A 15,133-nucleotide genomic window follows, 5' to 3' on the forward strand; every position below is an offset into this window, starting at 1 on the left:
TTTGCTCAATCAGGAACTTTTTGTTAATTTTGTCGCCACAGACACGACGAACACAATTCGTCATGTTGTACTGGAAATATTGAATCCCAAAAGGAAAATTGAAATGCAAATTGTAGAGTCGTATCAACCAGCTTCGTCTATCCATATTTTAACTGACGAAATTTACTCCCCAGGCTTGAACACTGCGGCTGATGTGAGTGCTTCAAAAGCTTCACAAAAAGCGCAGGAGCATAAAAAAGCCATTCTTGAGTTACATCGTTTTCTGGAATCCAGTTGCGATTGCGTTTAACGCTTTAACCCAGGCAAGACCCTGACCCAGATTGGGTCAACGTTTATAGTGGCTACACCGGAATGAAAGCATTGAATAGTGCATGACGCACTGTTTCCGCTTTTTTTGCAGGCAGGCCTCCATAAAACAAAAAAGATGGCAACTAGCCATCTTTTTATTTTTACAGCACGCCATTGTGCAGATGCCGGTATGGCATCCACACCTCAGGCATTCAATTACTCAATCACCAACTCAGGACGACCTTTTTCTGGCCAGTCCAGGTGGAAGAATTGACCACGTGGCTGATCCTTGCGCTCATAAGTATGCGCACCGAAGAAATCTCGCTGACCTTGTAACAGGTTAGCCGGCAGATCTGCACTTCTGTAGCCATCGTAATAAGCCAGCGCCGCAGCAAAGCCCTGTGCAGGAATACCATTGGTCACCGCCAGTGCGATCACTTTACGCCAGCCAGCCTGGCCTTCATTCATGGCATTGGTGAAGTAAGGGTCCAGCATCAGGTTTTTCAGGCGGGAATTCAATGCATAAGCATCGGTGATTTTTTGCAGGAAGCGCGCACGGATAATACAACCACCACGCCAGATCTGGGCAAGTTCACCGAAGTTGAGTTTCCAGTTATAAGCCACTTGTGCTTTATCGATCAGCTGGAAGCCTTGTGCATAAGCGCAAATCTTGGAGCAATACAGCGCATTCTTAATCGCTTCAATAATCGCAGGCTTGTCAGTTTCTTTGACAATCTCCGGCCCTTTCAGAATGCGGCTGGCTTCCACACGCTCCTCTTTCAGGCTGGACAATGCGCGCGCATACACTGCAGCGGCAATCGCGTTGGCAGGTGCACCCAATTCCAGGGCATTGGCAGCTGTCCATTGACCGGTGCCTTTCTGGCCTGCGGTATCAAGGATCTGGTCGACCAGGAAGCCTTTGCCGCCCGGGTCTCTTTGTTGCAGGATATCTGCGGTGATTTCAATCAGGAAGCTGGACAGCTCGCCTTTGTTCCATTCAGCGAATACTTTGCCGATCTCGTCCGCTGGCATGCCCAACAGGTTTTTCATCAGCCAGTAGGCTTCGCAGATCAACTGCATATCGATGTATTCAATCCCGTTATGCACCATTTTCACATAATGGCCGGCACCATCCGGGCCAATGTATTCCGCGCATGAGAAACCGCCTACTATCGGCTTGCCTGGTTCTCCACCTTCCAGCGGCGTGCCGGTCACCGGGTCTACCTTGGCGGCAATATCACGCCAGATAGGCTCGAGGCTGGACCATGCTTTACGTGTGCCGGAGGGCATCAGTGAAGGACCAAAACGGGCGCCGGTTTCACCACCGGAAACGCCGGAACCAATAAACTCAATGCCTTTGGCAGCAAGTTCTTTTTCACGACGAATGGTATCTGTCCACAGCGCATTACCGCCATCAATAATAATGTCGCCCTGCTCGAGGAAAGGCAGCAAGGCATTAATAGTCACATCGGTCGCGCTACCAGCTTTTACCAGCAATACGATTTTACGGGGACGTTTGATGCTCAATACGAAAGAAGCCAGATCGGCATGGCCGACTACACGCTCGTGTGAAGGCTCTTTAGCTTTGCACTCCTCAATAAAGTTCAGCATTTTTTTCGGGTCACGGTTATAGACCGCGATGGTGTAGCCGTGATCAGCAATGTTTAACGCCAGGTTTTGGCCCATCACTGCCAATCCTACCAATCCAATATCCGCATTCTTTGTAGTCATAATTATTGTCTCTAAATAAATGGTTAATTTAGTTGAAAAAAAAGCACAGGCTTTTGGCCTATGCTTGGACTAGATGATATATCGAACGTTCAACGATTGTTTTAACAGCAGACCGTTCAACATATTCATTCTAAGTTTTCGGTTTTAAATTATTTCAGTGCGTTACCGAGCAATTGCAGCGCCAGCTGATAACCAATACCAGCGACCTGCGCATCATATCTTTCACCCTCATCGCGCATAAAGGCATGTTGCCCATTCACTTCATGCCAGGTGTAATTCAAACCGGGGATGTTGGCGAAGCGGTTATACAACTCAGCGCGCTTATCGCCAGGGATATGCGGGTCTTGCTTACCCCAGATCATCAGCAACTCACCTTTGATCTCGCTCACACGCTCCATGCTGTGCTGTCCTGGCTTATTAGGGATAAGGTTGGTATGCAAATCGGTTGCGTAGAAACAAGCGGTCGCTTTTACTTCTGGCTGTAAAGCAGCACGGAACGCCAAATGACCACCGATACAGAAACCGGCCGCGCCCAACTTGCCGCTATACCATGGCTGCGCATTGAGAAACTCAATCATGGCACGGTTATCAGTGTCGTAAGCCTGCACGTCTTTAGCAAACTTATCCGCGTTACCCTTATCGCGACCGGCATCGTCGTAACCCAGCACGGTGCCTATCGGGTTCAGCTCATGAAATACTTCAGGCACTAACACCGCAAAACCATGGCTGGCCAAAAAGCGTGCTGCACGCTCAATCGGGCCAGTTTGCTGGAAGATTTCCGAATAAAACAAAACCGCAGGCACTTTACCATCCTGCTTGGGACGGTGCACATAAGTGCGCATCACCCCGGTCGGCGTGTCCAGATCAACGATTTCGCTTGTAATCAGCATAACTATCCTTCAGCAATCAAAAATATCGGCTATTCTAGCGCTGTTTTGCTGCCTTTTCACTGTTATTCATCGCCTGCGGCAGAATTTTTTGCATTTCATTGATTTAAATGCACCCAGTTATTCCTTAGTAAAATGTCACAAGGAGTCAGCATGCGCACACTGTTTCAGAGCTTTATCGCACTCACATTGATGTTGTCTACGCTTACGTTGCTTGCGGAGCCTGACCGTGAACTGGTTTACAAGTTAAAAGCATCGGTCGTCAAAGTGCATGTCATGACGCAAACAGGCGGCCATGGCGTGGGCACCGGCGTAGTGGTTGCCAAAGATATGATCGCCACCAATTGCCATGTACTGACCAACAGCAATGGCATCAGCATTTCAAAATTCGGCGAAAGCATCAGCCCTGTCGGCATGGCGGCAGATTGGGCACACGACACCTGTATCCTCAAATTCCAGTACCTGGAACTCGCGCCAGTAAAACTCGCCTCGGCGGCCTCACTACATTATGGCGACGAGGTCTTTTCGATAGGCTTTCCCGGCGGGCCACCCAAACCACAAACCATCGCCGGCAAAGTGCGCGCACTTTACCCCTTTGATGGCAGCACCGTTGTGCGTTCAGACGCAGCGTTCATCATGGGCTCCAGTGGCAGCCCGACTTTTAACCAGGCGGGGGAGCTGGTGTCGCTGAGTACATTTAAAAGCCCGGGCAAGCATGCTTATTTTTACAGCATCCCGGTCGAGTGGGTAGAAGCGCTTATGCAACAGGAAAAAATCTCAACCCCTGTGCCCGATGCGACGCCGTTTTGGGACTTGCCATTAGTGGAGCGGCCATTCTGGATGCAAGTGGTGCAGCCCTACCAGAACAGCGACTGGCCAGCGCTGGAAGCGATTGCACGCGGCTGGGTGAATCAGCAAGCAACTTCCGCTGAAGCTTATTTCTATCTGGCGAGTGCCTTACATGGCCAGGGAAAACTGGACGCTGCACAACAGGCTTACCAGCAATCTGTCGCGCTGCAACCTGCCCATATCGATGCCTGGACAGGGCTGGCGATTGTTGCCCAACAGAATAAACAGCCAGCCCTGCTCACTGATGCCAAAGACCACATCAGGCAGCTGGACACACAGGCATATGCTGACCTGGAGCAGCGCCTGCAATAAGCGCGTGAAATCGCAGCGGTATTGCCAGCATGCATGTCCGCACACGCCTCTGTTAGAATAGCGTTTTTGATGTGTTGACTATCAAGGCTTATGACTTCTCGCAATCAGCAACTGTTTGAACAATCCCAAAAACTGATCCCAGGTGGCGTTAACTCACCTGTCCGCGCTTTCCGCAGTGTAGGCGGCACGCCGATTTTCTTTAAAAAAGGCGTCGGCTCCAGATTATGGGATGCAGATGGCAAAGAGTATATCGACTACATCAACTCCTGGGGGCCGATGATTCTGGGTCACGCCCATCCGGAAGTCGTCGCCGCCGTACAGCAAGCCGCGGCTAACAGCCTGAGCTTTGGCGCGCCAACCGGCTTAGAACTGGAAATGGCCGAGTTGCTCAATAAACTGGTGCCTAGCATGGAGCAAGTGCGCCTGGTCAGCAGCGGCACCGAAGCGACCATGAGCGCCATTCGCGTGGCACGGGGATTCACCAAGCGCAACAAAATCATTAAGTTTGAAGGCTGTTATCACGGCCATGCCGATGCTTTGCTGGTGAAAGCCGGCTCAGGATTGCTGACTTTTGGCGAACCAAGCTCGGCTGGTGTGCCCGCTGAAGTGGCGGCCCACACCCTGACGTTAGACTACAACAACTCACAAATGCTGAAAGACACTTTTGCCAGCATCGGTGATGAGATCGCCTGCGTGATTCTGGAACCGGTGGTCGGCAATATGAATTTAATCGTGCCGCACCAGGAATTTTTGCAGACCCTGCGTAGCCTGTGTACCCAGCATGGCACGGTATTGATCTTTGATGAAGTGATGACCGGCTTCCGCGTGGCGCTGGGTGGCGCACAAGCCTTGTACGGCATTACACCTGACATGACCACACTGGGCAAAGTGATTGGCGGTGGTTTGCCAGTGGGCGCATTTGGCGGACGCAAAGACATTATGAGCGTACTGGCACCGCTGGGCGCGGTGTACCAGGCAGGTACCTTATCCGGCAACCCGGTCGCCGTCAGCGCTGGTTTAACTACATTAAAACTGGTGCAAGCTCCAGGCTTTTACGACAAACTGGCAGCACAAACCACCAAATTAATAGATGGCTTAAAAGCCGCTGCGCAAAAAAGCGGCATTGCCTTTAATGCACAAAGTGTAGGTGGCATGTTTGGCTTGTATTTCAGCCAAAATAATCCGACTAGCTATGCTGAAATGATGCAAACCGATAAAACCGCTTTCAACAGCTTCTTCCATAGCATGCTAGATAGCGGCATTTACCTGGGCCCCTCTGCATTTGAAGCGGGCTTTGTTTCGGCTGCCCATACCGATGCAGATATTGCAGAAACGGTTGCAGCGGCAGAAAAAGCGTTTGCTGCGTTGTAATTGCATCACAGTTTTTAGCACTGAAGTCAGTTGTTTAAAGTTGCACCTAAACGGCCTCGCCTGGTTAACCCGGCGGGGCTGGTTACTTTTGATCACCCCGCTAAACATCTCTGAGCGGCTATCTATGGATTTGCGTTAGTTAATCGCATGAATGCGCTACAAAGGTCTTCCGCAACAAACTTCTTCAACTCAGACATATAGCGGTGCTATGCACGTGATGAAAATGACCTAATAAATGGCACGCAACACCTCATTGAAGTCACACAACCCCCCTGCAATAGAAGACTTGGCTTTGTTTGAATTTCGCATGATGTTCACACACGACAATCAACAAATGAAAATGATTCTCAATTATGCAATTAAAATGTGAGGCTGAGTTATTTAACGCAGGCTAAACGATTGAAATTGCTAAACTTTAACGGTATCATTGAAGGTTCCTCCAAATGTTTTGTAAGTGAAGAATCTGGCAATGGATATGCAGTCCGACAACAACCTGATGAGTGCTTCTCAAGATACCGCAACCGCTCTGGGAAACCAGCTCGGTTTAGCCCCGCAATCGCAGGGTTTATACGACAGACGCCACGAAAAAGATAGCTGTGGCGTGGGCTTTGTTGCCCATATTAAAGGCCAGAAAAGCCACGACATTGTTGCAAAAGGCCTGCAACTGCTCGACAACCTGACCCACCGCGGTGCTACCGGCTACGACCCGAAACTGGGTGACGGTGCTGGCTTGCTGATGCAAATGCCTGACACCTTTATGCGTGAAGAAGCCGCATCATTAGGCATGACATTGCCTGCTGCTGGCCAATACGCTGTTGGCCAGGCGTTTCTGCCGCAACAAGCGGCTAACCGTGCCAAATGCGAAGCCATTTTTGCGCAAATCATCGCTGAAGAAAACCAGACCTTGCTGGGCTGGCGCGATGTGCCGGTAGACAACAGTAATATTGCCGATGCTGCCCGCGCAGTTGAGCCAGTGATGCGCCAGGTATTTATTGCCAGCACCACTGCTGACAGCAATACTTTTGAGCGTAAATGTTTTGTTATCCGCAAACGCATAGAGCATGCCATCCGCAAACTCAATTTGCAGGATAACGCGCAGTTTTATATGCCTTCATTCTCCTCACGCACCATCGTCTACAAAGGCATGCTGCTGGCGAATGAAGTGGGTGTTTATTATAAAGACCTGAAAGACGCACGTGTGGTGTCTGCATTGGCTTTGGTACACCAGCGCTTTTCTACCAATACCTTCCCGGCCTGGGACCTGGCCCATCCATTCCGCATGATTGCACACAACGGTGAAATCAATACCGTACAAGGCAACGTCAACTGGATGACGGCCCGTCACGAGACGATTAAATCTGCCGTGCTGGGTGAAGACCTGGAAAAATTGTGGCCACTGATCGTAGAAGGCCAGTCTGATTCCGCCTGTTTCGATAACTGCCTGGAATTACTGGTAGCCGGTGGTTACAGCCTGCCACACGCCATGATGATGCTGATTCCGGAAGCCTGGAACAACAACCCATTGATGGACGAAGACCGTCGCGCTTTCTACGAATATCACGCCGCCATCATGGAGCCATGGGATGGCCCGGCTGCGGTTGCATTTACTGACGGCAAAATGATAGGCGCGACACTGGACCGTAACGGTTTGCGTCCTGCGCGTTACCTGGTGACCGAAGATGACATCGTCATGATGGCGTCTGAAATGGGTGTGATCACCTTCCCACAAGAAAAAATCGTTAAAAAATGGCGCTTGCAGCCAGGCAAAATGTTGCTGATCGACATGGAGCAAGGCCGCATCATCGATGACGAAGAAGTCAAACAAGAGCTGGCGCAGGCCAAACCTTACCGCCAGTGGATTGAGCAGACGCGTTTCCACCTGACTGAACTGCCTGATGCAGGCACCGGTGAAGTCACCTTGCAAGCTAACCTGCTGGATACCCAACAAGCTTTTGGCTACTCACAGGAAGACCTCAAATTCGTCCTGCAACCTATGCTGGATAATGGTGAAGAGGGCGCGGGCTCTATGGGTAACGACGCGGCATTGCCGGTGTTGTCCAACAAAGCCAAAACCCTGTACAACTACTTCAAGCAGTTGTTTGCCCAGGTCACCAACCCGCCAATTGACCCGATTCGTGAAGAATTGGTGATGTCATTGGTCACGTTCATCGGCCCCAAGCCTAACCTGCTTGGCATAGATGAAACCGATCCGCCACTGCGCCTGGAAAGCAGCCAGCCAGTGATCAGCCTGGAAGGCCTGGAAAAACTTAAAAAAATCGACACCTTAACCCAAGGCCAGTTCAAGTCCATCGTTCTGGACCTGACCTACGATGCCGCTTTAGGCAAAGCCGGCATGAAACAGGCACTGGACATCTTGCATGACCAGGCTGAAAAAGCCGTGCATGACGGTTATAACGTACTGATTCTGTCTGACCGCACCGTATCTGCAGCACGCGTGGCAATCCCTGCCTTGCTGGCCTGTTCGGCGACGCACGAGTTCCTGGTGAAAGCCGGGTTGCGCACCAGCACCGGCCTGGTGATTGATACCGGTTCAGCACGTGAAGTGCACCACTTTGCCTTATTGGCAGGTTACGGTGCAGAAGCGGTGTGCCCATGGCTGGTATATGAAACCATGAAGACTTTGACCAGCGATGTGGAAAAAGCCGGCAAAAACTTCGTGAAAGCGATTGGTAAAGGCTTGTATAAAGTCATGTCCAAAATGGGCATTTCTACTTACCAGTCTTATTGTGGCGCGCAGATTTTTGAAGCGATCGGCCTGAACAGCCAGTTCGTGAACGACTATTTCACCGGCACTGTCAGCCAGATCGAAGGCATAGGCCTGGAACAAGTGGCTGAAGAAACCATGCGCATGCATGACCAGGCATTCGGCAACGACCCTACCTTGTTAAACGCGCTGGAAGCCGGCGGCGAATACGCGTTCCGTGTGCGTGGTGAAGAGCACTTGTGGACACCGCAATCGATCAGCAAATTGCAAAGTGCGACCCGTACTGGCCAATATGATACCTACAAAGAATATGCTGCGCTGATCAACGATCAAAGCCGTCGCCATATGACTTTGCGCGGCCTGTTTGAGATCAAACCAGCCGCAGCGGCGATCCCGCTGGACCAGGTTGAGCCAGCCAAAGAGATTGTCAAACGCTTTGCGTCCGGTGCGATGTCACTGGGTTCCATTTCTACCGAAGCACATGCGACGCTGGCGGTGGCCATGAACCGTATTGGCGGCAAATCAAATACTGGCGAAGGCGGTGAAGACGTTAAACGCTTTATCCCGGTAAAAGTAGATTCCAGCATTGCCGAAGTGTTAGGCAGCGAACTGATTGAAGCCGACGTGCCACTCAAGGCAGGCGATTCCATGCGTTCACGCATCAAACAAGTGGCTTCCGGCCGCTTTGGTGTGACCGCTGAATACCTCAGCAGCGCTGACCAGATCCAGATCAAGATGGCGCAAGGCGCCAAGCCGGGTGAAGGCGGTCAATTGCCAGGGCATAAAGTCTCGCCATACATTGCGAAACTGCGTTTCTCAGTGCCGGGCGTAGGCTTGATTTCGCCACCCCCTCACCACGATATTTACTCGATTGAAGATCTGGCACAGCTGATTCACGACCTGAAAAACGCTAATCCAAAAGCGTCTATTTCAGTAAAACTAGTGTCAGAAACCGGCATAGGCACAGTGGCCGCAGGCGTGGCTAAAGCCAAATCTGACCACATCGTTGTGGCAGGCCATGACGGTGGTACCGGTGCTTCGCCGTTATCTTCAGTCAAACACGCAGGTACGCCGTGGGAACTTGGTTTGGCTGAAACCCAGCAAACGCTGGTCCTTAACCAATTACGCGGACGTATCGTGTTACAAGTCGATGGCCAGATGAAAACCGGCCGTGACGTGCTGATCGGCGCCTTGCTGGGTGCAGATGAGTTTGGTTTTGCAACCGCACCGCTAGTGGTTGAAGGCTGTATCATGATGCGCAAGTGTCATTTGAACACCTGCCCGGTAGGCGTTGCGACGCAAGACCCGGAATTGCGCAAGAAATTTACCGGCCAGCCAGAACACGTAGTGAACTACTTCTTCTTTGTTGCTGAAGAGTTACGCGAGTTGATGGCCAGCATAGGTATTGCCAAGGTAGATGACCTGATTGGCCGAGCTGACCTGCTGGATATGAAAGCCGGTATCGAACACTGGAAAATCAATGGCCTGGATTTCAGCAAGATTTTCCACCTGCCAGATATGCCAGCCAGCGTTTCCCGCAAAAACAATGACATTCAGGATCATGGCATTGCCAAAGCACTGGATAACAAGCTGATTGAATTGTCACAAGCAGCGCTGGAAAAAGGTGAGAAAGTCACCTTGAACCTGCCTATCATGAACACCAACCGTACTGCGGGCACCATGTTGTCGCATGAAGTAGCACGTCGTTACGGTAATGATGGCCTGCCAAACGGCACCATACACGTCAACTTTACCGGCACCTCAGGCCAAAGCTTTGCGGCTTTCCTGGCCAAAGGCATCACCTTTGAGCTGACTGGTGAAGGCAATGACTATGTAGGTAAAGGCTTGTGTGGCGGTCGCATCATCATCAAACCGCCAACCACTTTCCGTGGCTTGTCTTATGAGAACATCATCGTTGGCAACACCGTCATGTATGGCGCGACCACCGGCGAAAGTTTCCTGAGTGGTGTGGCGGGCGAGCGTTTCTGTGTACGCAACTCTGGCGCGACTGCGATTGTTGAAGGCGTGGGCAACCATGGTTGCGAATACATGACAGGCGGCACCGTGTTGGTACTAGGCCCAACCGGCCAGAACTTTGCAGCCGGCATGAGTGGTGGCATTGCTTATATTTATGATATCGATGGCCAGTTCGCCAAACGCTGCAACATGAGCATGGTGTCATTGGAAAAGGTCGAAACCGCTGAAGCTGACGTCGGCAAAGTACAGCACATGGGCCAGCCTGACGAAGTACTGCTGAAAGGCTTGATCGAGCAGCACGCAGCGCTGACCGGTAGTCCACGTGCCAAAGATATCCTGGCTGACTGGCCAGCCGCACGCGCGAAATTCGTCAAGGTGTTCCCGAACGAATATAAACGCGTACTGACTGAAATGGCTGCAGCCTCTGCCAAACAAGCCGCTTAATCGTTTTTGTTCATTGAATACCCCGCGTACGCGCGGGGCCTAGTTAAGGTTGCGCCTGAGTGGCGTGATAGGGAAGAGATAATTTAACATGGGTAAAGTCACAGGTTTTATGGAGTTTGATCGCCTGGCAGAAGAAAATCTGCCGGTAAAGGATCGCGTCAAAAACTACAAAGAGTTTGTTCTGCATTTGACAGACGACCAGGCCAAACAGCAAGGTGCCCGTTGCATGGACTGCGGCATTCCATTCTGTACCACCGGCTGTCCTATCAATAACATTATCCCTGACTGGAATGACCTGGTGTACCACCAGGATTGGCGCAATGCGATTGACGTGCTGCATTCAACCAACAACTTCCCAGACTTTACCGGCCGTATCTGCCCGGCACCTTGTGAAGCTGCCTGTACGCTCAATATCAACAACGACCCGGTCGGCATCAAATCCATAGAGCACGCCATTATCGATAAAGCCTGGGAAAATGGCTGGGTCATCCCGCAAATCAACCCTAACAAAACCGGCAAGAAGATTGCTGTTGTTGGCTCCGGCCCTGCGGGCCTGGCGGCTGCACAACAACTGGCGCGCGCCGGTCACAGCGTGACTGTGTATGAGAAAAATGACCGTATCGGTGGCTTGCTGCGTTACGGCATCCCTGATTTCAAACTGGACAAATCCGGTATCGACCGTCGCGTCGCGCAGATGGAAGCCGAAGGCGTGACCTTCAAGGTTAACCAGTATGTAGGCGAAAATGTCAGCGCAGCTGATCTTGAACGCGACTATGATGCAGTAATCCTTGCAGGTGGTGCCGAGTTGCCACGTGACTTGCCAGTGACTGGCCGTGAACTGGATGGCGTGCATTTCGCCATGGATTTCCTGACTCCGAACAACAAAATGGTCGCAGGTGACGACGTACCTGACCAGATCAAAGCCACGGGTAAACATGTGGTCGTGATCGGCGGCGGTGACACCGGTTCTGACTGTGTCGGTACGTCTAACCGTCACGGCGCGGCAAGCATCACCCAATTCGAGTTGATGCCGCAACCGCCAGAAAAAGAAAACAAAGCCATGGTATGGCCGAACTGGCCGCTGAAAATGCGTACTTCCAGCTCGCATGAAGAAGGCGCAGCCCGTGACTGGTCTATCACTACCAAAGAGCTGATAGGCGAAAATGGCAAACTGACCGCACTGAAAGGTGCGCGCGTGGAGTGGAAAGACGGCAAGATGACTGAAGTGCCGGGTTCTGAATTCACCATTAAAGCCGATCTGGTATTTTTAGCGATGGGCTTTGTATCGCCTATCCAGAAAGTACTGGATGCCTTTGGCGTGGAAAAAGATAACCGCGGCAATGCCAAAGCCACCACTGATGGTGCAGGCTGCTACAAGACTAGCAAAGCCAAGGTATTTGCTGCCGGTGATATCCGCCGCGGACAATCACTGGTGGTATGGGCGATCCGCGAAGGCCGTCAATGCGCACGCGAAGTCGATGTATTCCTGATGGGAGACTCTACCCTGCCACGTTAATACGCCACTGGGTTAGTCACAAACGCCGATGAGTCATATCATCGGCGTTTTTGTTTGCGCTGACGCAAAAAAACACCATTCTTTCAGGTGAAAGCAGGCGGCGCACTTTATAATGCTATTTTGATTTTTGACTGGTCAGACCGAGTATCGACACATAACTGCTTCGATGCGAATCAAGACCCTGCCACCCATGAGCCAACTGCAAAACGATACCTTCTTACGTGCATTACTGCGCCAGCCTACCGACTACACACCGGTATGGATGATGCGTCAGGCCGGGCGTTATCTGCCTGAGTATAGAGAAAGCCGTAAAACGGCAGGCAGCTTTATGCAGCTATGCCAGAGCCCCTCATTTGCCACTGAAGTGACTTTACAGCCGCTGGATCGCTATCCGCAACTAGATGCAGCGATTCTGTTCAGTGACATCCTGACCGTGCCGGATGCCATGGGTTTGGGTCTGTATTTTGAAGAAGGTGAAGGCCCGAAATTTGAGCGCACTTTGCAGGACGAAGCCGATATCCTCAAACTGGAAATTCCGGATATGTCCAAGCTACAATATGTGTTTGACGCTGTCAGCAGCATCCGCAAAGCGCTCAATGGCCGTGTCCCCCTGATCGGCTTTTCCGGCAGCCCGTGGACACTGGCGACCTATATGGTGGAAGGCAAAGGCGGTACGGATTTCCTGAATACCAAGAAAATGGGCTATGCCAGGCCAGAGCTGCTACACCACATCCTGGAAATCACCGCGCAGACGGTGATCCAGTACCTGAATGCACAGATTGCTGCAGGTGCGCAGGCAGTGATGATTTTTGATTCCTGGGGTGGCGCGTTGTCACACAATGCTTATACCGAGTTCTCACTCAACTATATGCAGAAAATCGTCGCAGGCCTGACGAAAACCGCTGAAGGCCGCCAGGTGCCTTGTATCGTCTTTACCAAAGGCGGGGGGTTATGGCTGGAAGCGCAGGCCGCGATTGGTGCAGATGCACTTGGCCTGGACTGGAGCATGGACGTAGGCAATGCCCGCAAGCGTGTAGGTGATAAAGTCGCATTGCAAGGCAATATGGACCCGGCAATTTTACTGAGTTCACCAGCGGCGATCGAAAAAGAAGTCGCCAGCATTCTGGCAAGCTACGGCCATGGTCACGGCCATGTATTCAACCTGGGCCACGGCATCACGCAGTGGACGCCGCCAGAACATGCGGCCTGTATGCTGGAAACGGTACGCAAACTCAGCCCGCAATATCACCAGTAACAGGCTGCATAAAAAAATCCCGCTCTTAATCAGGCGGGATTTTTTTATTATGCAACGCTTACTTGAGCGTCATGCGCGACAAGGTTTTATCCTTATCAATAAAGTAATGCTTGAGCGCACCGACGATATGCAAGACAATGACAACAAGCAAAATAGTTGCAAACAACTCGTGCGAATCTTTGAAGATATCGCGCAACTCCGAATTGTCTAGGCCACCGAACACCTCCAGCCCAAACCACTTCAAGCCATATTTGCTATACAGCGTCATTAATACGCCAGTCAGCGGCATCGCCACCATCAGCACATACAGGAAATGATGGGCGGCAGTCGCCAGTTTACGTTCAAAGGTGGAGTTGCTCAGCATGGCAGGCGGCGTATGGCTAACGCGCCAGAACACACGGAACAGCACCAGCCACAACAAGGTGAAGCCTAGTGATTTGTGCAAATTGAAATACAGGGTACGTGCACTGCCCGGCTCGTCCATATGCCAGCTATAAATGCCCCAGCCAAATAAATCAAACTCGGTTTGTTTGGGGCCGTCTTTCGGCAACCCGCCCATATACCACCCCAATGCAAACATTCCGGCAATCGCCAATGCAATCAGCCAATGCAAAATAACGGCAACTTTGGTATATCGTTGCGTAGAACTCATGTCTTCTCCTTGAAATCCCCGGTGACAACTGTCACTTTGTACTCATGAATATATTGATTATGATGTATGAAACATTCATGGGTGAGTCAGCATGTTATCAAAAATCACGCGACTGTGTGTCGGTGTTACATTCGGGTTTGTAACGTTTTGTAGTCATGTGTGGGCAGACAGCTTTGAGTTGAAGAAAGTTGCCGAGGGCGTGTATGTGCACCACGGCCAGCACCAGGATATTGACGATGGTTACCAGGGTGATATTTGCAACCTGGGCGTGGTGATCGGCCGCGACGCGATTGCCGTGATCGACAGCGGCGGCAGTAAACATACCGGAGAGCAATTACTGCAAGCTATCCGCACCATCAGCAAGCTGCCGGTGAAATATGTGATCAATACCCATGTGCATCCTGATCACACCTACGGCAATGCCGCTTTCCAGGGCGAGCCTGTGCACTTTGTCGGCCATGAAAAACTGGCGAACACCATGTTGCTGCGCAAAGAGCAATACGAGAAACTCAATGCCAGCCTGCTAGGTGATGCCGGCAAAGCCAGTACCACTATCCCGCCAGACACTGCGGTGCACCAGCAGTTATCACTGGATTTAGGTGACCGCGTATTGCAATTGCAATCACAAACCGTAGCACACACGCATACCGACCTGACCGTGCTGGATAGCAAAACCAATACCCTATTCACCGGCGACCTGGTTTTTGCGCAGCGCACACCGGTGATAGAAGGCGATATCAAAGGGCTGATCTCGGTGCTGGAGAAACTCAACCAGAGCCAATATGCCCTGATCGTTCCTGGCCACGGACAAGAAAGCGCAGACCAGAAAATCATCATAGGTGATGAGTTGCGTTACCTGAACCTGCTGCTGGCCGACATACGCACCAGCATAAAAAAAGGCATCAGCATGGAGCAGACCATGGACACTGCCGCCGAGTCAGAACGAAAAAAATGGCTGCTGTTTGAGATCGCCAACCGCCGCAATGTGAATGTGATTTACCCGCAACTGGAGTGGGAGTAAGCAAGCGCGCCATGCGCATGTCATGTGAATCAGTGTATGGCCCCTGATGACAAAGACTGGGCGCCTGAAGCTAAGCACTGGTTCTGCCTGAGCATTCTGCTCTAG

The 15,133-nt window shown here is 51.4% G+C and carries 10 protein-coding genes; 7 read left to right on the plus strand and 3 right to left on the minus strand.

What is annotated here, in order from left to right:
* Positions 1 to 103: 103 nt before the first annotated feature.
* The gene (locus tag ACSSVF_RS03280) at positions 104 to 289 is read left to right on the plus strand and encodes a hypothetical protein (protein WP_492405465.1); all 186 of its coding nucleotides are present in this window, start codon (positions 104 to 106) and stop codon (positions 287 to 289) included.
* A gap of 215 nt (positions 290 to 504) precedes the next feature.
* Here the strand turns inward: ACSSVF_RS03280 and gnd are convergent, their stop codons facing one another.
* Together gnd and ACSSVF_RS03290 are read right to left on the minus strand one after the other, a co-directional pair.
* Positions 505 to 2,019 carry an NADP-dependent phosphogluconate dehydrogenase gene (gene gnd, locus ACSSVF_RS03285; protein ID WP_442585267.1) on the minus strand — a complete coding sequence of 505 codons (1,515 nt, stop codon included), beginning with the start codon at positions 2,017 to 2,019 and terminating at the stop codon, positions 505 to 507.
* Between the two features lie 149 nt (positions 2,020 to 2,168).
* Positions 2,169 to 2,909, minus strand: a complete 741-nt coding sequence (locus tag ACSSVF_RS03290; RefSeq protein WP_492405467.1) for a dienelactone hydrolase family protein — start codon at positions 2,907 to 2,909, stop codon at positions 2,169 to 2,171.
* A gap of 150 nt (positions 2,910 to 3,059) precedes the next feature.
* Here ACSSVF_RS03290 and ACSSVF_RS03295 point away from each other — a divergent pair, with 150 nt between their 5' ends.
* The 5 genes from ACSSVF_RS03295 to hemE all read left to right on the plus strand — a co-directional run bounded on the left by ACSSVF_RS03295 (position 3,060) and on the right by hemE (position 13,355).
* Entirely contained in the window at positions 3,060 to 4,067 is a 1,008-nt protein-coding gene (locus ACSSVF_RS03295) for a S1 family peptidase (protein ID WP_492405469.1), read from the plus strand.
* Positions 4,068 to 4,157: 90 nt separating this feature from the next.
* Entirely contained in the window at positions 4,158 to 5,438 is a 1,281-nt protein-coding gene (gene hemL / locus ACSSVF_RS03300) for a glutamate-1-semialdehyde 2,1-aminomutase (RefSeq protein WP_492405470.1), read from the plus strand.
* 475 nt (positions 5,439 to 5,913) lie between these two features.
* Positions 5,914 to 10,584, plus strand: coding sequence for a glutamate synthase-related protein (locus ACSSVF_RS03305; RefSeq protein WP_492406299.1), 4,671 nt, complete (start codon positions 5,914 to 5,916; stop codon positions 10,582 to 10,584).
* Between the two features lie 88 nt (positions 10,585 to 10,672).
* On the plus strand, positions 10,673 to 12,100 hold the full coding sequence (locus tag ACSSVF_RS03310) for a glutamate synthase subunit beta (protein WP_492405471.1): 1,428 nt from the start codon (positions 10,673 to 10,675) through the stop codon (positions 12,098 to 12,100).
* A gap of 190 nt (positions 12,101 to 12,290) precedes the next feature.
* On the plus strand, positions 12,291 to 13,355 hold the full coding sequence (hemE, locus tag ACSSVF_RS03315) for a uroporphyrinogen decarboxylase (protein ID WP_492405473.1): 1,065 nt from the start codon (positions 12,291 to 12,293) through the stop codon (positions 13,353 to 13,355).
* Positions 13,356 to 13,413: 58 nt separating this feature from the next.
* On the opposite strand, the gene ACSSVF_RS03320 is transcribed toward hemE, so the two are convergent.
* The gene (locus ACSSVF_RS03320) at positions 13,414 to 14,007 is read right to left on the minus strand and encodes a cytochrome b (protein WP_492405475.1); all 594 of its coding nucleotides are present in this window, start codon (positions 14,005 to 14,007) and stop codon (positions 13,414 to 13,416) included.
* Positions 14,008 to 14,098: 91 nt separating this feature from the next.
* Here ACSSVF_RS03320 and ACSSVF_RS03325 point away from each other — a divergent pair, with 91 nt between their 5' ends.
* On the plus strand, positions 14,099 to 15,028 hold the full coding sequence (locus tag ACSSVF_RS03325) for a quinoprotein relay system zinc metallohydrolase 2 (RefSeq protein ID WP_492405477.1): 930 nt from the start codon (positions 14,099 to 14,101) through the stop codon (positions 15,026 to 15,028).
* Positions 15,029 to 15,133 lie beyond the last annotated feature (105 nt).

It is taken from the genome of Methylophilus sp. E2MeOHC9 (assembly GCF_058744375.1).

What these genes read in the sequence shown, in the direction of transcription:
- ACSSVF_RS03280 (WP_492405465.1), top strand. Translation starts at nt 104, where the DNA reads ATGCAAATTGTAGAGTCGTATCAACCAGCTTCGTCTATCCATATTTTA.
- gnd (WP_442585267.1), bottom strand. Translation starts at nt 2,019, where the DNA reads ATGACTACAAAGAATGCGGATATTGGATTGGTAGGATTGGCAGTGATG.
- ACSSVF_RS03290 (WP_492405467.1), bottom strand. Translation starts at nt 2,909, where the DNA reads ATGCTGATTACAAGCGAAATCGTTGATCTGGACACGCCGACCGGGGTG.
- ACSSVF_RS03295 (WP_492405469.1), top strand. Translation starts at nt 3,060, where the DNA reads ATGCGCACACTGTTTCAGAGCTTTATCGCACTCACATTGATGTTGTCT.
- hemL (WP_492405470.1), top strand. Translation starts at nt 4,158, where the DNA reads ATGACTTCTCGCAATCAGCAACTGTTTGAACAATCCCAAAAACTGATC.
- ACSSVF_RS03305 (WP_492406299.1), top strand. Translation starts at nt 5,914, where the DNA reads ATGCAGTCCGACAACAACCTGATGAGTGCTTCTCAAGATACCGCAACC.
- ACSSVF_RS03310 (WP_492405471.1), top strand. Translation starts at nt 10,673, where the DNA reads ATGGGTAAAGTCACAGGTTTTATGGAGTTTGATCGCCTGGCAGAAGAA.
- hemE (WP_492405473.1), top strand. Translation starts at nt 12,291, where the DNA reads ATGAGCCAACTGCAAAACGATACCTTCTTACGTGCATTACTGCGCCAG.
- ACSSVF_RS03320 (WP_492405475.1), bottom strand. Translation starts at nt 14,007, where the DNA reads ATGAGTTCTACGCAACGATATACCAAAGTTGCCGTTATTTTGCATTGG.
- ACSSVF_RS03325 (WP_492405477.1), top strand. Translation starts at nt 14,099, where the DNA reads ATGTTATCAAAAATCACGCGACTGTGTGTCGGTGTTACATTCGGGTTT.